A 17,971-nucleotide genomic window follows, 5' to 3' on the forward strand; every position below is an offset into this window, starting at 1 on the left:
CCTCTTTTATCATTGTTTAAAAAGGCTAAAATCCGGCATAGCGTCACGCCGCTTGATTTCATCCTCATTACCGATGCGGAAAACCGAGGCATTCGAACCATCGAAGGCTTTCCAGGTGGGCAGACCCGCGCCATTCGGATCGCCAGTCCTGGCGAAATTGCTCCAATAGGTCGCCAGCCGGTCGGCCAGTTGCCGGTCCTCGGCGTTCCACGGTCGCGGGTCCTGATCAAGCTGGTCGAAGACAAACGGAATTTCCGCGCCATGGCCGGCCTGGCAGCCATAGCCGCAGGGCGTGGCCGGCTCGGTCGGCGAATGGATGAAATAGTAGAGGTACGGCTTTTGCAGGCCATTCCTGGCCTGAAGCGAAGTCCAGTACCACATCCGCCAGCCCCACCAGTCGGTGGTCAGTTGATTGATGGACGCAGGGGCCTGCGCATCGGTCTTACCGGGATAGGCCGTCAGCAGGGCATCGGACGGCGCGTGGCCGAGCAGCTTCTCCACCAGCACCTTGTGATTGGCGGCGGTGAAATCGCCGGTCGCCAGGATTTCCGGCGCCAGATCCTTGCCCTCGTCGGCATTCCACCCCACCAGGATCGGCACATCGTTCTGCCGGTGGTGACGATAGGTCGTGGTCATATCCTCGTGCAGCACATGGCCATCGACGATGACGCGCGGCGCCCAGGTCTGGCGGATCAGGCTATCGGCATCCATGCGGCGCAGGTCGGCAAGACTATTGGCGCCTTGGGCCTTGAGGAAGGCCTGCCCCTCAGTCTCGGCCATCGTTCGCTCCGCACGGGCGGTTTCGCCGGGATCAAGCGGCACGCTGTAATTGCCGCTTTCGGCTATGGCGCGCTGGAACAGCCCCTTGGCGGCCGGTGAAGCGACCAGCACGGCCACAGAATTGGCGCCGGCGGATTCGCCCATGATGGTGACACGGTCCGGATCGCCGCCAAAGGCCGCGATATTGGCCTTCACCCATTGCAGCGCGGCGATCTGGTCTTCGATGCCCTGATTACCAGAGGCGTGGACCGGGGACTCAGTGGAGAGTTCCGGCGTGGCCAGGAAGCCGAAAACCCCCAGACGGTAATTGATCGTGACGACGATCACGCCTTTTTTCGTCAGGCGCGTGCCGTCATAGAGCGGTTGCGCGCCGGTGCCGCCGAAATAGCCGCCGCCGTGTATCCACACGATAACCGGCAGCTTCTCAGCTTTTTCCGGCGCCCAGATATTGAGATAGAGGCAGTCCTCGCTCTGCGGATTGCTGATCCAGGTCACGGTCTGGCGGCAGGCCGGGGAGAACGCAGTCGTCTCCATAACGCCCTGCCATGGCACGACCGGCTGCGGCGGCTGCCAGCGTAAGCTCCCGACTGGCGGGGCGGCAAAGGGCACGCCAAACCAGGTGCGCACCTCTCCATTATCGCTGCCCGATATCTGCCCGCCGGTCACGGAAACCGGCGGGGTCGGCTGCGCCGATACCGGGGCCGCGAGACAGGCGAGCCCAAGACAGACTAAGCTACTCAGGACTCGCATATCCGTACCCTGTTTATTTGGCGATCACCTGAACCAGTGACGGGGCCGACTTGGCGAACGCCTTATCGGAACCGGAGGCGGTCAGGCTTTGCGTGGCGTCGTTCCAGTGCAGGGTGGTGGTCACAGCCCCCTTGCCCTTTTCGTAGTCGTAGCTCACCCCGTCGTCGTCATAAAGCGTGAAATCGCCATCCTTGCCGGGATAGACCTTAAGCGCGGTGATGGTCTGTTTGGTGGCGGTTGACTGGATATCCGAACCCACCGGCACGATCGAGCCGGCCTTCACAAACACGGGAATCTGATTGATCGGCGCGGCCACCTTGATCCACTGGCCACCAGTCAGCTTTTCATTGGTCCAGTAGTTGTACCAGTCGGCGCCGGCCGGCAGATAGACGTCCTTTTCCGTCTGGCCCTGCTTCGTCACCGGGGCGACGAGGAAGGCCGGGCCGAACATATATTGCGTGCCGATATCGGCGACGTTCGGATCATTGGGGAAGTCCATCCACAGGGCGCGCATGAAGGGCGCGCCGGTGTCATAGGTCGTCTTGGCCGAAGAATAGAGATACGGGATCAGGCGGTAGCGCAGCTTGTCGTAATCAGCCAGGATCGCCTCTGCCTGCTTGCCAAAGGCCCAGATTTCGGTGTGCTTGCGATCGCCGTGCAGGCGTAAGGTCGGCAGGAAGGTGCCGTACTGGAACCATCTCGTAAACAGTTCCGGATAGTCGTTGTTCTGGCCCACCGTCTCGCGCGCATCCGATGGATCGAGCAGCGGCGTGCCGGTGAAGCTGGTGGTCTGCGGCAACCATTGCCAGCCGCCGATGTCATTGCCCCAGTAGGCGATGCCCGAGGCGGTCATGTTCAGGCCGGTCGGAATTTGGCGCTGGAGCGCTTCCCAGCTCGGGTTGATATCGGACGACCAGAAGAGGGCGCCGGTGCGCTGCGAACCGAGATAGGCGGCACGCGACAGGATCAGCACGCGCTTGTTCGGCTTCCATTCGCGCATTCCTTCGGCCACACCCTCGACGTGCAGCAGCGGGAAGACGTTATGGTAGCGGTCACCGGAGCCGATGGAGAAGAAGTTGCCGTCCGGCACCAGGTCCGGCTCGGTCTCGTCCAGCCACGGATAGTCGAAGCCGTGGCTCAGAATATTGTCGCGGGCGTGTTCCCAGAACCACTTGCGGGCTTCGGGATTGGTGGCATCGATCAGGCCGCCGGTGCGGTCGGAGCGGAAGGGCAGGCCATCGACCGTCTTGCCATCCTTGTCCTTGAGCAGGAAACCCTTGTGGTCCAGTTCGTTGAAATAGCGGCCGGCCGTCTCGTAGCGCGGCCAGATAGAGACGATCGACTGCATCCCCATGTCGTGCAGTTGCTTGTTCATGGCATCCGGATCGGGGAACTCGGCCGGATTGATGTCCATCTGGCCCATGCGCGTCCAGTAGAACCAGTCGAGCACCATGATATCGAGTGGGTACTTCTTTTCGCGGTAGGTATTGGCGACTCGCAGGATTTCGTCCTGGCTGTCATAGCGCGCCTTGGACTGGATCAGGCCGAAGGCGGACTTCGGCGGGATCGGCGTCTTGCCGGTCAGGCGGGCATAGCCTGAGTAAATTTGTTCCGGCGTCGAGCCGGTGATGACGAAGAACGACACGCGTTCGCCGACCTTGGACTGGAAGCCGAGGCGGCCGTTGACGCCACCGATGAAACGGGTTTGCGAGGGGTTGTCCCAGACAATGCCGTAGCCCTTTGAGGAGACCATGAAGGGCACGCACACCTGTTCGCCGGCGGGTGCGTCATACCAGTGCTGGCAATCAAGCACGCGGCCGCGCAGATCGAGATCGTTCAAGCTTTCCTGGTTCTGGCCCATGCCGTAATAGTGCTCGCCATCCGGGGCGGCGAAGGCGGCGCCGACCTGGTAGGTCTGCTCGCCATTGACCTCGTGCGGCGACATTTCCCAGCTATTCATGGAAAGGACGGTCTCGCCCTTGGCATTCTGGATTTGCAAGGCCACCGGGGCGAGGGACGGCGCGAAATACTTCTCGCCCTGGGTCGGCACATGAGGCGCCGGCGCGGCATTGACGTGCAGGGTCAGGCCATTGGAGCTAAAGGTATCGCCGTTGGCATCGCTCGTCTGTTTGAAGGCGGCGTTGTCGGCGTGATCGGCCAGGATACCGTAGCCCGGACCTTTCAGGGTTTCGGCCTTATCCACGGCAATGGTGACATGGACGATGTTCGGGCCGTAGGCTTCCACCGAGACATAGGCGCCGTTGCGATCGAGCGTGGAAAGCGGGGCGGCGGATACCGCTGTGGCCAGTGCCAGGGCCGAGGCCACGCCAAAAAGGGCCGTTTTTAAAAGGTGACGCATGATCTTCTCCCACATGTCAGTGCGCAATTGATAGCGCTATCATTTAAGTCACGGCTAAGCTCTGCCTGCGGACTCGTCAAGTCCAATAATCATACAAAACGCCGGACATGAAAACAGGGAGACAAAGTTTTCACCGGCTAAACCGGCGACCATAGACTTGAGGCTTTATCGGAGCATTCATGCCTATTGACCGCAAGATATTTTTTGACCAGGTCCGTGTCTCGCTTTTTGCCGGAAAGCTGCTGGCCGGACGTGTGGAAGGCCTGAGTCATCTGCTTGATGCCTGGGAGACACGCCATTCAGGTGAGGATACTCGGTGGCTGGCCTATGCCCTGGCCACAGCCTGTCATGAAACCGGCTTTACCATGCAGCCGGTAAGCGAGCAGGGCGGGGTGCGGTATTTCACCTATATGTACGATCCGCAAAGCCCCAATCCAAAACGCGCGGCTTTGGCGTTGGCAAACGGAAATGTCCATCCCGGCGACGGTGTGAAATACTGCGGGCGTGGCTATGTCCAACTGACCTGGGCCAATAATTACCGCCGCATCGGCGACCTGATCGGCATCGACCTGCTGGCGCATCCCGAACGCGCCCTGGAACCTGAGATCGCTGCGCGCATCCTCTATGAAGGTATGATCGGCGGCTGGTTCAGCGGTGCCGGTCTGGGGCGTTATTTCAATGCCAAAACCACCGACTGGAAAAACGCCCGCCGCATCATCAACGGCGTCGATTGCGCCGACAAGATCGCGGGCTATGCCAGGGCATTCTATGCGGCGCTCCAGGTTTGAACGGGCTCCGACGATAGCGGTAGCGTGTCTTCGCCATGAATATCTGCGTAATCTGTGGATACCCTTCTGGCTGTCGTCGCAGCGGGCGATAGGGTTCGTTTTGTGATCCACAGATTACACAGATGTCCTTGGTCATCCCACGCTACCGCTATCGCCGATGGATGAAGCCTATGGCGGAAAAGAAAAAGCCCGGTCAGCGGAACTGACCGGGCTTTTCCGTAAAGCTGTAGTGAGTTTTTTACGCCGCGCGCAGGCGGCCGACAAAGGCCATGACCTCGTGTTGCAGGTCTTCCGAGCGGGTTTCGAGATCGGAGGAAAGCCCCAGCAGGGCCTGCGCCGCTTCGCCGGTCTGGCTGGCCGCATCGCCGACACCCGCCATATGGCCGGTGACCTCGCGGGTGCCGTCGGCGGCGCGGTTGGTGTTGCTGGCGATTTCCTGCGTGGCATAGCCCTGCTGCTCGACCGAGGCGGCGATGGCCGTCGTCAGGCCGCCGATCTGCTCGATGGTCTTGACGATGGTATCGATGCTGGACACGGTCTCATTGGTCGCCGACTGAATCTCGCCGATCTTGTTGCGGATATCGTCGGTCGCCTTGGCGGTCTGCTGAGCCAGTTGCTTGACCTCGGAGGCGACCACCGCGAAACCCTTGCCGGCTTCACCGGCGCGGGCGGATTCGATGGTGGCGTTGAGCGCCAGCAGATTGGTCTGGGCGGCGATGGCCTGGATCAGGTTGATGACCTCGCCGATCTGCTGGGCGGCCGTGCTCAGGGTCTGGATGGCGGCCTCGGTCTTGGCGGCTTCCTCGACGGCGGTACGGGTGACCTGCGAGGTGCGGGTCACCTGCTCGTTGATCTCGTTGACGCTGGCCGACAGTTCCTCGGTGGCGGCGGCAACGCTCTGGACATTATTGGCGGCGTCTACCGCGGCGGTATTGACCGACTGGACGCGCGCGGCGGCATCATCAGCGGCATGGGTCAGGCTCTTGGCCGAGTCGGCGACGGTGCGCGACGAGGCGGCGAAGCGGCGGGCCAGTTCGCCCATGCTGTGCTCGAACTCGGTGGCGATGCGGTTGCGTTCATCACGCATATTCTCGGCGATGCGCATTTCCTCTTCCTGCTGGTGCGCCTTCAGGGTTTCGCCTTCCAAAGCTCTGTCGCGCAAAGTGCGGATCGAGCGCCACAGCGAGGATATCTCGTCGCGGCCTTTCGCGTCCGGCACGGCGGTATCGTAGGCGCCTTCGGAGATACGCATGACGCTGTCCGTGACGTGGTGCAGGGGGCGCGAAATCGACCGGACAGCGACCCACAGCGAGGCGGCAACCAGAAGCAGGGTGCCCGTAGCGGCCATCAGCAGGAACTGCCAGACGCGAGTTTGTTTATACTTGGCCATGTCAGCCTTGGAGGCGGTCACATCGCTCTTGATGTGTTTGACCATGGCGTCGATCGTGGCCTGGAAAGCCTTGCGGTTTTCGCGGTTGGCATCGTTATTGCCCAGTGCGCTGGCATCGGCCGGCGTGGCTTCGCGGCCCAGTCGCGCCAGTTCGCGGCGCAGGGTGATGAACTCGTTGGCCTTGGTTTCCACGGCGGCAAATTCCGGCAGTTCACCCGCCTTCATGCCGGCTTTCCAGGATTTCATCAGGCTGTCGATATCGTCCAGTTGCTTGTCGACGCCATCGGCGAATTTGGAGGCTTCGGCGGTGTCCTTCGACATGTAGACGCCGCGCGAATCCATGACCACGCCGGTGACCAGGCGGTTGAGGTGCTCGCCATTATAGGCATTGTCCTGCGCCCGGTCGGCGCTTTGCAGCATGTGGTTGTAATCATTGATTGTCATTAGCCCGAGGCCGGTAATGGCCGCCGCCATAAGGGCGAAACAGGCAACGAGGGCAAGGATGCGCGCCTTGATGGTCATGTGGTACTCCAATACTCATCCGTCTGAATGATAAGGGAGTTTTACCCCGACTCTGGTTAATGGACTCTAACCGTCGCTCTTAAGGATTGTCTCGCGTTTGCGAAAAATGGCTACCCGAAGGTGTGCAAGCCTTTGTGGGTTTCCCTAAGGTCAATAGCCGCCGATAATTCCCTGCATGAGGCGCATAGTCTCTTGTCAAAAGCGGCAAAGCTTCGCACAAAGGCCGCACTGAATTTAAGGAGCCTCCATATGAAGACCCGCGCCGCCGTCGCCTTTGCCGCCAACCAGCCGCTGGAGATCGTCGAGGTCGACCTGGAAGGGCCGCGCTACGGCGAGGTGCTGGTCGAGATCAAGGCCACCGGCATCTGCCATACCGACGCCTATACGCTCGATGGGCTGGACTCAGAAGGCATCTTCCCGGTCATCCTCGGCCATGAAGGTGCGGGTGTGGTGCTCGAAGTGGGCGAGGGCGTCACCACCCTCAAGCCCGGCGATCACGTCATCCCGCTCTACACGCCGGAATGCCGCCAGTGCAAATCCTGCCTGAGCCGCAAGACCAATCTGTGCACTGCCATCCGCGCCACTCAGGGGAAAGGTTTGATGCCGGACGGTACCACACGTTTTTCCTACAATGGCCAGCCGATCTATCACTATATGGGGTGCTCCACCTTTGCCAACCACACCGTCCTGCCGGAAATCGCCTTGGCCAAGATCCGTGACGACGCCCCGTTTGACAAGGCCTGCTATATCGGCTGCGGCGTGACCACAGGCGTCGGCGCCGTGGTCAATACGGCCGGCGTGGAGCCCGGTTCCAATGCGGTGGTCTTTGGCCTCGGTGGTATCGGCCTCAATGTCATCCAGGGCCTCAAAATGGTCGGTGCCGACAAGATCGTCGGGGTCGATATCAACAATTCCAAGAAAGAGTGGGGCGAGCGCTTCGGCATGACCCACTTCGTCAACCCAAAGGAAATCGAAGGCGATATCGTCGCGCACCTGGTGGCGCTCACCGATGGCGGCGCGGATTACACCTTCGACTGCACTGGCAATACCACGGTCATGCGCCAGGCGCTGGAAGCCTGCCATCGTGGCTGGGGCGAGAGCATCATCATCGGCGTGGCCGAGGCCGGCAAGGAAATTTCCACTCGCCCGTTCCAACTGGTCACCGGCCGCGTCTGGAAGGGCTCTGCCTTTGGTGGCGCGCGCGGCCGCACCGATGTACCGAAGATCGTTGACTGGTACATGGACGGCAAGATTGAGATCGACCCGATGATCACCCACACCCTGCCGCTGGAACGCATCAACGAAGCCTTCGACCTGATGCACGCCGGCGAAAGTATCCGCAGCGTAGTGGTGTTCTAAAGATTTAATCCTCCCCTCTTGGAGGGGAGGTGTCACGGCTTGTCCGTGACGGAGGGGTAATAACGCGTGTTTAAGTTTGTGGCTTTTACCCCTTCGCCTCGACGCACTTCGTTTGCTCGGCACCTCCCCTCCAAGAGGGGAGGATACAAACAACTGAAGTATGCTTCATCCCCCTCCGTATTTTATTGAAATTTAGCTTTCCGTTCGCGTAAACCCAACTGACAGCCTCGCCTGTCCGCACCACGATGATGGTTCCGCATCTGAGGCTGCTTCATCATGAACAGGGACCAAGGGAATGTTTTCAGTGGAATTTATCTCCCAGCACCGCGTCTATGACGGCATCCTCTATTTCATCCGTCATGACAGCGCCGCCACACAGTCGAGCATGAGCGCCAGCATCTTCGTGCCCGATGTGGCCGAGGTCCGCACCGACGCGCCATTCCCCACGCTTTACTGGCTCTCCGGCCTTACCTGCACGGCGAACAATTTCACCGAAAAGGCCGGCGCCTATCGCAAGGCCTCGGAACTGGGCCTGATCATCGTGGCACCCGATACCAGCCCGCGCGGCGGCACGATCGCCGATGACGAAGCCCACGACCTTGGGCAGGGGGCCGGCTTCTATATCGATGCCACGCAAGTGCCGTGGAAGCCCAACTTCCAGATGGAAACCTATATCACGCAAGACCTGATCGCCGGTATCGAGGCCAATTTCCCGGCCGATCCGAAGCGCCGCGGCATATCTGGTCATTCGATGGGGGGACATGGTGCGCTCACCCTGGCCATGAACCATCCGCATCTCTACAAGTCGGTCTCGGCCTTCGCGCCGATTGCGTCACCCAGCCGCGCGCCTTGGGGGCAAAAAGCCTTCGCTGCCTATCTCGGCAATGATCACGCCGCCTGGGAACGCCACGACGCCGCCATCCTGATGGCGAAGGGTATGGCCACGCCGTTCGATGATATCCTCGTCGATCAGGGCCTGAGCGATCCGTTTCTGGAAAAGCAACTGATGCCGGACCTCCTGGAACAGGCCGCCGCCACCGCCGGCCAGAAACTGACGATGCGCTACCATGAAGGCTACGACCACAGCTATTATTTCATCCAGAGCTTTATCGACGACCATATCGCCTTCCACGGCGAACGGTTGCGGTAAGGATAGACTTAATTTGCTTTTACCTCCCCAACTTGTTGGGGAGGGGGACCGCGCCGCACTTGCGGCGGGGTGGTGGGGTTTCTTGCTTAGAATATTTATGCAATTGATATTGTGTCATCGTAATTCCATTATTGTCAATATTTGACAACAATGGCGTTCGGACTTACCTTTGCGTCATTCTCCAGGATTTCGCTATGACGCTGAACGTAAACCTCACGCCCAAACTCGAAGACATGGTGCGCCAGAAGGTCGCCGGTGGCCTATATAACAACGTCTCTGAGGTCATTCGTGATGCCCTTCGTCTGATGGAGGCACGGGATCGCCTGCAATTCGCCCAGATCGAAGCCTTGCGTCAGGACATAGCTGTGGGGCTGGAAAGCGGCCCGCCCGAAGAACTGGATGTCGAGGATATCAAACGCCGGGGCCGTGAACGCCTCCGCAAGGCCGAGAGGCGTGGGTAAGATTTTCCGGTCTCCGCAGGCGATAAAGGACCTCGATGATATCTGGTTCTATATCGCTCAGGATAATGTGGCCGCCGCAGACCGCTGGATCGACCACTTGCTTGAGAAGGCCCTGATGCTGGCAGAGCAACCTCTTATGGGGCGCCTGCGACCAGAATTGGCACCTCAGATCAGAAGCCTGCCGGTAAAGGCATATATGCTCTATTACCGACCGATTGAGGGCGGCATTGAACTGGTCCGCGTTTTGAATAGCGCGCGAGACATCGATTCAATTAGGCTCACTGATATTTAGAACGCTTTCCGAAACGTTTGTACCAAGTTGCGAAGACGGATTTGCGGGGGAATTACGGCGATGACGCTGATGGCTGTTGAAATGTTATAGTATTAATTTCAATGCAGTTTATTTTGACCTTGATGTAGCGCGAATAGTTCCTAATTTGATATATATTGTGCCGTAATTCATCGGACGCCATATGATAATGGGGGAGGTTCATTACCCAATGAAAAATATCGTTTTAACAGTCTTTTTTGTTGTGGCGGCAACATTGCTATTTGCTTGGTCGAAATCAACAGAGCACCTGCCTTTTGGTGTTTACGATTTTGGTGGTCCCCTGATGGTAATTGACTATGCTCATCAGAGCATTACTTCTACATCAGATGGTGAGCCATCAGTAGAAAAATTACTTTCATTTTCGGCTGAAAACCCTGGGCAACCAGCTTTCATCGTTCAAGAGAATTTTAAACGCTGCGAGTTTGCCGTCACGAACATGCCCGCTTATAGGTTTATCATACCCAAGGGACACGAGTACCGCGAAAACGGAGTACTATACCGCCGTTTGCAAGCTAAAGAACCTTTCAAAAAAATGGCGAGATACAACGATTTAAACTTTGAAATCGAAGCATCTAAGGGCAATAAAGTCTTAAGCAAGTTTACCTTTGACGAAAGGATAGGTATTCGCGAGTTCGTAATATTTGATTCCGCCGGAAATCAGAGCATCCACGCTTACCTGACAGGGGGTGAAGGCATGTTATCGAATTGTACAATTCTAAACAGATATTTTCCCACTATTGAATTATGGTGGCATTGAATTACGAATTACTGTCGAATTACAGTGACATGACGTCATTGCGTAATGTGCCGTAGCCCGATCGCCCAAATCTATCCCCCTGCCAAATTCCCGGTGCATCCTATTCGTATGTCTCAGGATAACCGTACAGCACAGGAACACCTTTCCCCCGAAGAGCGGCGCAAGCTCCTGCGCGCCTTTGCCGACCGGATGCTGCTGAAGGTCACGGCCATGGACGATCCCGAAGACCTGCCGGGCGTCGAGAAGGCCGTGCGAACCGCGGCCATGATCGAGCGCATCTACAGCCGCTGTGACCGTGCCGAACGCCAGACAACGGAGCCGCGCAAGGTTGACGCCGAGCGCGCCACCCATGAGGTGGCCGCGATCAAGGCGCAGGTGTCCCTGGCCAGCACGCTGAAATGGAGCGAGGAACGCCGCCGCGATCTGGGGCAATGGTGGGAGGCCGCCGCGAATGCCACAAAGGCTGCGGCTAAGGCGCCGGTCGTTCCGCAAACCACCGCCACGCCGGAGAAGTCGGCGGAAATACCGCTGAATAGCCCGCCGTCCTGGCAGAAGGTCACCTACACAGACATGACCGAAGCTTTCGAGGCGGCCGGCGCCGAACTGGCTTTGCAAAAGCGCGCAGCGGCGAAATCAGCGCAGGTTCCGCGCCCGCCGTTTCGCGGCCCACCTTAGGACGGACCGACATTTGGCGCTCTGGGTCAACTTTAAGAAGTGATCCGCAGATTACGCAGATTTTTTAGCGCTTTATTGGTGCCGTTCAATGTCGTCCGATCGAGTGTTTTCGGCGCGAAGCGCCAGTCTTTTGCGGCCATGCCTATACTCAAAAGCAAACCGTTTCACGCTGAAAAATCTGCGTAATCTGCGTAATCTGCGTAATCTGCGTAATCTGCGGATAAAACTTCCCTGCCTGCCTTCACGCAGATGTCAAAGGGTATCCATTGCTTATAATGGCCAACCCCGTTAGCCTGAATCCGTGACCGCATAAGGTCTCGTTCGGATTCCCTTTCCAATGTTGCTCTTTGCTGGTGCTGTTGTCCTGCTCCTCGTGGTGCTGAACGGCATCTTTTCCATGTCCGAACTGGCCGTGGTTTCTTCCAAACGTCCCAAATTGCAAAGCCGTGCCGAGCGCGGCGACAGAGGCGCCGCCGAAGCGCTCAAACTGGCTAACGACCCCAATCGCTTCCTTTCCGCCGTCCAGGTCGGCATTACCCTGATCGGCATTCTGGCCGGCGCCTATGGCCAGGCCACCGTGGCCGGTGAACTTGACAAGCTGATCAATCCCATTCCTTTCCTGACACCTTATTCCGAAGCCATCTCCACCGGCATTGTCGTGGTCGTCCTGACCTATCTGTCGCTGATCGTCGGCGAACTGGTACCCAAGCGCCTGGCCATGCTGTTTCCGGAACGCATCGCCGGCGTGGTGGCGCGGCCGCTGAACCTGATGTCGGTCATATTGGGGCCGTTCGTCAGCCTTTTGACCGGCTCGACCTCTCTGGTGCTCAAGCTGATGGGCATTCGTGATGAAAAAGGCGAGGCCATCACCCAGGAAGAGGTCGAAACCACTCTGGCCGAAGGCATGGGCGCCGGCCTGATCGAGCCCGGTGAAAAGCAGATGATGACCGAAGTCATGCGCCTCGGCGACCGCACCGTCCGCGTGGCCATGACGCCGCGCACGGAGGTCTATCGCGTGTCGATCGATGAGGCCGATGTCATCAGCCAGATCCGCGATTGCCCTTATTCGCGCTTTGTCGTGGTGCGCGGCCAGGACATGGAAGAGCCGGTCGGCGTGGCACACAAGCGCGATATCGCCGACGCCCTGCTGGCCGATAAGCCGCTTGACCTCGGCGCCATGGTGCAGGAACCGATCTATATTCCCGTCACCACCTCATTGCTGGTGGCGCTGGAACGCTTCAAGGAATCGCGCCTGCACATGGCCTTCGTGATCAACGAGTATGGCGGGTTCGAGGGCGTGTTGACGCCCACCGACCTGTTGGAAATGATCGCCGGCGACCTTAACGAGACCCATGACGACGGCCGCCTGATGATCGTGCGCCGCGAGGATGGCTCCTTCCTGGTCGATGGCCGCGCCGATCTGGTCGAACTGGGTGACGCCATCGGTGAGGATTTCGAGACCGGTGCCGGCTACCATACCGTCGCCGGCTTGATCCTGCATAAGCTCGGTCGCTTCCCGAAGGAGGGCGAGATCGTCACACTGGGCCGCTTCAAGGTCGAGATTGTCGATATGGACGAACGCCGCATCGACAAGCTCCTGTTCCACAATCCTTGATCAGCCGGCCCGAACCTGCGCCACAAACTGCGTGATCTGTTCGCGCATCTGGGCCGATTGCTCGACCAGCCGCGACGCCGTATCGAGCGCCAGGTTGGAGGCGTGACCGGTTTCCTGGGTGGCCTCGGCCATGGCGTGAACGTGGCTGGCGACCTCATCCGTGCCTTGCGCCGCTTCGTGGACATTGCGAGCGATATCGGCGGTGGCCGCGCCCTGCTGCTCCATGTTGATGGTAATGGCCTGGGCGATCTGGTTCATTTCGTCGATGGTGGCGCGGATCGACTGGATGGCCTCGACCGTACCGCTGGTGGCCGACTGGATGGTGCCGATGTGCGAACTGATGTCCTCGGTCGCCTTGGCTGTCTGGGCGGCGAGTGTTTTCACTTCGGTGGCGACCACGGCGAAACCCTTGCCGGCGTCACCGGCGCGGGCGGCTTCGATGGTGGCGTTGAGCGCCAGCAGGTTGGTCTGCTGGGCAATGGCCTGGATCAGGTTGACCACTTCGCCGACCTTGCCGGCGGCGGCTTCCAGGTCGCGGATACGGGCGTCGGAGAGGTTAGCCTGCTCCACCGCCTGCTGGGCGATGGTGGAGGACATCTGCGCCTTCGAGGTGATCTCGTGGATCGAGCTCGACAGTTCTTCCGAGGCGGCGGCCACGGTGCGGACATTGGTGGCGGCCTGTTCGGTGGCCGAGGCGATGGAGGTGGTCTGGCCGGAGGTGCGCGAGGCGATGGCGTTCAGCGCCTCAGCGGAGGTCTTCATTTCGCCGGAGGCTTCCCCGACCGCCTGGACGATGGAGCCGACCGAACGCTCGAATTCGGCGGCGAGCGCGCTCATGGCTTCGTGGCGTTCGCGTTCGCTTTGCGCCTGGCGGGCGATTTCGGCCTCGGATTCGGCGTGGGCCTTGGTGCGCAGACCTTCGCGGAAGGCCATGACCGCCTTGCCGATCAGGCCGATTTCATCGATGCGCCGGGCTTCCGGCACGTCGGCATTGTGGTCGCCGCCGGCCATGCGGTCAAAGCTGCCCTTGAGGCTGTTGAGCGGCTTGCCGACCAGTGAATAGAGGACGAAGAAGATGAGCGCGGCCGAGACGAGGATGCACAGCAGCGAAATGCCCAGCATGAAACGGTTATTGTGATCGACCTGGGCATTCAGCGTGGCGACCGGCACTTGCACGACGACGGCCCATGTATCCGCGGTTCCGGCGGCGGCGATCGGCGAGGCGAGATAGCGCCACGGCTTGCCGTCAGGCCCCTTGGCATCGAACTTCACGGTCTTGTTGGAAGCGATGGCCTTGGCGGCGGCTTCGGCGGTGCCCGCGTCGAAATCCTTGATCGCCTTGCCCGCGGCCTTGGCGTTCGGATAGCTGACGACCAGTCCGCCCTTGGAAATCAGGGCCACGAGACCGGTATCGAAGGGCTTGATGGCGCCCAGTTCGGTATTGAGCGAGCCGAGATCGACATCCACCCCGGCGATGCCGACAAACTGGCCGTCTATGGTCAGCGGACGCGTGAAGGAGGTCATCAGCACGTCCTTGCCGGCGATCGGGTAGACGTAAGGCTCCATGGCGACGGCCCGGCCTTCGTTTTTCGGGCGCAAATAATAATCGCCGGCGCCGGGCTTGTCATAATCGAGCAGGATTTCACGGATCACGCTGCCGGTGCCGCGGTTCCAGTAGGGGACGTAGCGGCCGGAGGCATCATGACCGGGTGTGCCGGCGAACTGGGCGTCCTTGCCGTCCAGCGCATTGGGCTCCCAGGCCGTATAGGTGCCGAGGATGTCCGGGTGCTTTTCCAGCAGGGATTTCAATAGGGCGTCCTGGGCGCTGCGTTCAGTAAGGCCGGTCGATTTGATCGCCAGGGCACTGGCGGCGATATCATCGGCGACGGTGGCGGCCTGGTCGAGCCGGTTACGGACCGTATTGGCTTCCTTTTCGGCCACATCAGCCTGGAGCGCGTCGGTCTGGCTGGTAAGGCTGTGGCTGGTGCCCTGCGATAATATGAAACTGCTGGTGCCAAAAACGAGCGCGAGCGCGGCGGCGGAAATCAGCGCGATTTTCACCGGCAGAGAGCGAGACAGCATAGACAACCCCTGAACTGATACACATGGTCAGGGCCAAACTGTGGACAGAATCGGTTGCTTAAAGATTAACCATAGCCATTTCGCGCATGTCTACTCACTGACGAAGCCGACACGGGCATGGCTGCCGTCACAATAGGGCTTGTTGCCGGAATGCCCGCAGCGGCAAAGCTGAAGCGCCTGGGCCTTGCGGATGGTGCGGCCCGTGCCGCTCAGCACTTCCAGATTGCCGGAAATGCGCAAAGGGCCGTTCTTCTGCGGATTGATATTGACGGGGCCATCGCGCACTTCCAGCGCCGTGACATCGCCGGTTTCCGGTTCGCCCGTGGCCAGGAAGGGACCGTCGCCCTCCTTGTGAGACTGGTCGCAAAAAGGCTTGTTCTTCGAGCGGCCGCACCGGCAAAGCGTGGCGCGGTAGCCGATCGGCTGGCCATCGAGCACCAACTCGCCGCGGAAGGCATTGGGGCCATTTTCGCGCACCTGGATCAGATTGACCAAAGGCGGCAGTTCCTGTGGTCGTCCGTCCTTGCGTTTATACTGGATCGCGCCGGAGGGGCAGTTCTGCGCCGTGGCCACCAGGTTGTCGGCGCAGTCGGCATCATCGGGGGCTATCCACGGCCCCACCACATTGGCCTTGAAGACGCCGGGCTGTTGCAGCACGCAGAAGCGGGCGTGGATGCAGCGCTTCGCCTCGAATTCAATGATCACATCCTGGCCCTCGGCATATTCTACTGCCGGTGCCTGGCCGTTCTCATACCCCTTTGTTTCGGCTTTTCCGGGTTGTGGTTCAGCCATGACGGTTTTTTCCTTCGGTGTCGGGGCATGGATATCGCGCAATTTCTTCGCCAGCGTTGCCAGCCGGCTGGCGGTCCCTTCGGCCAGTTCGCTGTGCAGCGCCTTACGGGCGCCTTCGGAAAGTTCTTCCAGCCGTTCGGCGATAAAGCGCAGCGAAGGCTTGCCATCGGGCAGGGGCGTCACGTCGCGCAGGGTGGCGAAGCTCATACCGGCGGTGACATCCGGCACAGTGGTCGACGCCTTCAGGCGGGTCAGGTGTTCGGCCACGGGCGACAGGGCATACATGCCGTCGATCGAGACGTCGATGAAGGCGCGCTTGCGCACCGGATCGTTGTCGGCAAAGCCCTGGGAGAGGGCGCGGAGCATGACGTTATAGATGGCGTTGGCCAGGTCCATCACCGCCGCGGCTTCCGGCGCATCGACCCACACGGCACGGCTGCGTTCAGGGCCCTTGCGCATCAGTGGATTCTTCGCCACCGGACGGGCCGGTGTAAATGTCGGATCGGCGGCCTCCATCTGGTGATAGGCGTCACACATGGCCATGAAGCGGTTATAGTGCGAGCGCGCGTTTTCTCCGGCGGCGCCTTCGCCCTGGTCGACAATGGTGTCGCAGGCCGCCAGGGCCGTCTTCAGGCATTTGACAATCTTCAGGCCGGGCAGGGGCGTCAGGTCGGGGCCGACCTGGAGCGACATGTCGCCGATGAACAGGTTTTCCTCGCCCAGCCGCGCGCTGAGATCGGCCAGTCCCTTGCGGATTCCGCGATAGACATGGCCGACCGTGGCATAGTCCTGACCGTTCGGCATCAGGCGATCGCCATCCATATTGCGGTCATAGGACTGCTTGACGGCCTCGAAACCGGCGCCATCGGGCCGGGTTTCGCCTTCGGGCCGTTCGAGATAGATGAAGTGATCGAGCGTCGATTTGTTGAAGGGGTGCAGTTCGACCACCACGCCCGAGGGATGATAACCGGCGGCGATGGGGAAGTTCGGCCGGCCGAAATGCGGTGTGCCGCCGACCGCTATGGTGATATTGGCGACCAGGGCCAGGTGGCCCATTTCCTCGATGGCAATGGCAATGATGTCGCGCCGCCAGCCGGCCACCACTTTCGCCTGTTCAGGCGTCAGGCCATCGGCTTCGGTTTTCAGGGAGAATGCCGCGAAGAGGTAGCAGCACATCAGGTTGTGCTCGATCTCCGCCGCCTCGGCCAGCAGGAAGATCAGTTCCTCGCGGGTGCGGACATCGATGATGGGCTCGGAAACGGAGGTATCTGCCGGCATGGATAGCTCCCGTCTTGGATGTAAGGGCGGATCAGTTAAGTCTGCCGAGCGGTCGGGCGCAAGCCTTGATTGCGATTAAAACGCCTTATGGCGCTTGACTCCCGCTCACCTTTCCGACATAAGCCGCCACTTCAAGTCCCGGCCACTGGCCAGGGGCTTATTACGGGTTGATCCTGAGCCGCCGTTGCAATCGCCTTTCGCACTCTCGCGGGAAGCCGGTCAGGGTTAGATATCGAAGGTACGATATGTCGAAGCGCCACAGCGCCAAGTACAAACTCGACCGCGTCATGGGTGAAAACCTGTGGGGCCGTCCCAAGTCCCCCGTCAACAAGCGCTCCTATGGCCCCGGCCAGCACGGTCAGCGCCGCAAGTCGAAGATCTCCGACTTCGGCACCCAGCTCCGCGCCAAGCAGAAGCTGAAGGGTTACTACGGTAACATCACCGAAAAGCAGTTCCTGCGCACCTACGAAGAGGCCGATCGCCGCAAGGGCAACACCTCGGAAAACCTGGTGGGCCTGCTGGAATCGCGCCTGGACGCCGTCGTCTACCGCGCCAAGTTCGTGCCGACCGTCTGGGCGGCCCGTCAGTTCGTCAACCACGGCCACGTCCTGGTGAACGGCAAGCGCGTCAACATCGCTTCCTACCGCGTGAAGGCGGATGACGTGATCGAAGTCCGTGAGCGTTCGCGCAACATGGCCCTGGTTCTCGAAGCCCTGCAATCGCCCGAGCGCGACGTGCCGGACTATATCGAACTGGACGCCAAGGGCATGAAGGCCCGCTTCGTCCGTATGCCGGAACTGGCCGAAGTGCCGTACCCGGTCAAGATGGAACCGAACCTGATCGTCGAATATTACTCCTCGTAATCCGAGCGACGATATAGAA

At 60.1% G+C, this 17,971-nt stretch carries 14 protein-coding genes; 9 read left to right on the forward strand and 5 right to left on the reverse strand.

All coding sequences use genetic code 11. The annotated features are described in order from the left end of the window. Positions 1-9: 9 nt before the first annotated feature. Together BLO49_RS10155 and BLO49_RS10160 are read right to left on the reverse strand one after the other, a co-directional pair. The gene (locus BLO49_RS10155; RefSeq protein WP_090647887.1) at positions 10-1,530 is read right to left on the reverse strand and encodes a carboxylesterase/lipase family protein; all 1,521 of its coding nucleotides are present in this window, start codon (positions 1,528-1,530) and stop codon (positions 10-12) included. Positions 1,531-1,543: 13 nt separating this feature from the next. Next, entirely contained in the window at positions 1,544-3,889 is a 2,346-nt protein-coding gene (locus BLO49_RS10160; RefSeq protein ID WP_090648303.1) for a glycoside hydrolase family 31 protein, read from the reverse strand. A gap of 179 nt (positions 3,890-4,068) precedes the next feature. On the opposite strand from BLO49_RS10160, the gene BLO49_RS10165 reads away from it, so the two are divergent. Continuing rightward, positions 4,069-4,677 carry a glycoside hydrolase family 19 protein gene (locus tag BLO49_RS10165; RefSeq protein WP_090647890.1) on the forward strand — a complete coding sequence of 203 codons (609 nt, stop codon included), beginning with the start codon at positions 4,069-4,071 and terminating at the stop codon, positions 4,675-4,677. Between the two features lie 238 nt (positions 4,678-4,915). Here the strand turns inward: BLO49_RS10165 and BLO49_RS10170 are convergent, their stop codons facing one another. Beyond that, a complete protein-coding gene (locus BLO49_RS10170) occupies positions 4,916-6,589 on the reverse strand; it encodes a methyl-accepting chemotaxis protein (protein WP_090647892.1) in 1,674 nt (557 codons plus the stop codon). A 249-nt stretch (positions 6,590-6,838) separates the two neighbouring features. On the opposite strand from BLO49_RS10170, the gene BLO49_RS10175 reads away from it, so the two are divergent. The 7 genes from BLO49_RS10175 (at position 6,839) to BLO49_RS10205 (ending at position 12,937) form a co-directional block, all read left to right on the forward strand. After that, positions 6,839-7,948, forward strand: coding sequence for an S-(hydroxymethyl)glutathione dehydrogenase/class III alcohol dehydrogenase (locus tag BLO49_RS10175; RefSeq protein ID WP_090647895.1), 1,110 nt, complete (start codon positions 6,839-6,841; stop codon positions 7,946-7,948). Positions 7,949-8,243: 295 nt separating this feature from the next. Further along, positions 8,244-9,098 (forward strand): S-formylglutathione hydrolase, encoded by an 855-nt coding sequence (fghA, locus tag BLO49_RS10180; RefSeq protein ID WP_090647897.1) that lies wholly within the window; start codon positions 8,244-8,246, stop codon positions 9,096-9,098. A gap of 194 nt (positions 9,099-9,292) precedes the next feature. Continuing rightward, positions 9,293-9,559 (forward strand): type II toxin-antitoxin system ParD family antitoxin, encoded by a 267-nt coding sequence (locus tag BLO49_RS10185; protein ID WP_090647900.1) that lies wholly within the window; start codon positions 9,293-9,295, stop codon positions 9,557-9,559. Further along, the gene (locus BLO49_RS10190) at positions 9,552-9,851 is read left to right on the forward strand and encodes a type II toxin-antitoxin system RelE/ParE family toxin (protein WP_220083722.1); all 300 of its coding nucleotides are present in this window, start codon (positions 9,552-9,554) and stop codon (positions 9,849-9,851) included. The genes BLO49_RS10185 and BLO49_RS10190 overlap by 8 nt, the downstream gene beginning before the upstream one ends. A 208-nt stretch (positions 9,852-10,059) precedes the next feature. Then, entirely contained in the window at positions 10,060-10,647 is a 588-nt protein-coding gene (locus BLO49_RS10195) for a hypothetical protein (RefSeq protein ID WP_139159663.1), read from the forward strand. Between the two features lie 108 nt (positions 10,648-10,755). Further along, positions 10,756-11,322, forward strand: coding sequence for a hypothetical protein (locus tag BLO49_RS10200; RefSeq protein ID WP_139159664.1), 567 nt, complete (start codon positions 10,756-10,758; stop codon positions 11,320-11,322). A gap of 337 nt (positions 11,323-11,659) precedes the next feature. Then, positions 11,660-12,937 (forward strand): hemolysin family protein, encoded by a 1,278-nt coding sequence (locus BLO49_RS10205; protein ID WP_170828291.1) that lies wholly within the window; start codon positions 11,660-11,662, stop codon positions 12,935-12,937. On the opposite strand, the gene BLO49_RS10210 is transcribed toward BLO49_RS10205, so the two are convergent. Together BLO49_RS10210 and BLO49_RS10215 are read right to left on the reverse strand one after the other, a co-directional pair. Beyond that, positions 12,938-15,019, reverse strand: coding sequence for a methyl-accepting chemotaxis protein (locus tag BLO49_RS10210; protein ID WP_090647911.1), 2,082 nt, complete (start codon positions 15,017-15,019; stop codon positions 12,938-12,940). A 90-nt stretch (positions 15,020-15,109) separates the two neighbouring features. Further along, positions 15,110-17,089, reverse strand: a complete 1,980-nt coding sequence (locus BLO49_RS10215; protein ID WP_090647914.1) for a ferritin-like domain-containing protein — start codon at positions 17,087-17,089, stop codon at positions 15,110-15,112. Positions 17,090-17,334: 245 nt separating this feature from the next. On the opposite strand from BLO49_RS10215, the gene rpsD reads away from it, so the two are divergent. Next, entirely contained in the window at positions 17,335-17,952 is a 618-nt protein-coding gene (gene rpsD / locus BLO49_RS10220) for a 30S ribosomal protein S4 (RefSeq protein WP_090647917.1), read from the forward strand. Positions 17,953-17,971: the final 19 nt, after the last annotated feature.

Source organism: Asticcacaulis taihuensis (assembly GCF_900100255.1).
Lineage (GTDB): Bacteria > Pseudomonadota > Alphaproteobacteria > Caulobacterales > Caulobacteraceae > Asticcacaulis > Asticcacaulis taihuensis.

Bases quoted from the DNA above. Each gene is read 5' to 3' on its own strand.
- BLO49_RS10155 (WP_090647887.1), bottom strand. From the start codon at position 1,530: ATGCGAGTCCTGAGTAGCTTAGTCTGTCTTGGGCTCGCCTGTCTCGCG.
- BLO49_RS10160 (WP_090648303.1), bottom strand. From the start codon at position 3,889: ATGCGTCACCTTTTAAAAACGGCCCTTTTTGGCGTGGCCTCGGCCCTG.
- BLO49_RS10165 (WP_090647890.1), top strand. From the start codon at position 4,069: ATGCCTATTGACCGCAAGATATTTTTTGACCAGGTCCGTGTCTCGCTT.
- BLO49_RS10170 (WP_090647892.1), bottom strand. From the start codon at position 6,589: ATGACCATCAAGGCGCGCATCCTTGCCCTCGTTGCCTGTTTCGCCCTT.
- BLO49_RS10175 (WP_090647895.1), top strand. From the start codon at position 6,839: ATGAAGACCCGCGCCGCCGTCGCCTTTGCCGCCAACCAGCCGCTGGAG.
- fghA (WP_090647897.1), top strand. From the start codon at position 8,244: ATGTTTTCAGTGGAATTTATCTCCCAGCACCGCGTCTATGACGGCATC.
- BLO49_RS10185 (WP_090647900.1), top strand. From the start codon at position 9,293: ATGACGCTGAACGTAAACCTCACGCCCAAACTCGAAGACATGGTGCGC.
- BLO49_RS10195 (WP_139159663.1), top strand. From the start codon at position 10,060: ATGAAAAATATCGTTTTAACAGTCTTTTTTGTTGTGGCGGCAACATTG.
- BLO49_RS10200 (WP_139159664.1), top strand. From the start codon at position 10,756: ATGTCTCAGGATAACCGTACAGCACAGGAACACCTTTCCCCCGAAGAG.
- BLO49_RS10205 (WP_170828291.1), top strand. From the start codon at position 11,660: ATGTTGCTCTTTGCTGGTGCTGTTGTCCTGCTCCTCGTGGTGCTGAAC.
- BLO49_RS10210 (WP_090647911.1), bottom strand. From the start codon at position 15,019: ATGCTGTCTCGCTCTCTGCCGGTGAAAATCGCGCTGATTTCCGCCGCC.
- BLO49_RS10215 (WP_090647914.1), bottom strand. From the start codon at position 17,089: ATGCCGGCAGATACCTCCGTTTCCGAGCCCATCATCGATGTCCGCACC.
- rpsD (WP_090647917.1), top strand. From the start codon at position 17,335: ATGTCGAAGCGCCACAGCGCCAAGTACAAACTCGACCGCGTCATGGGT.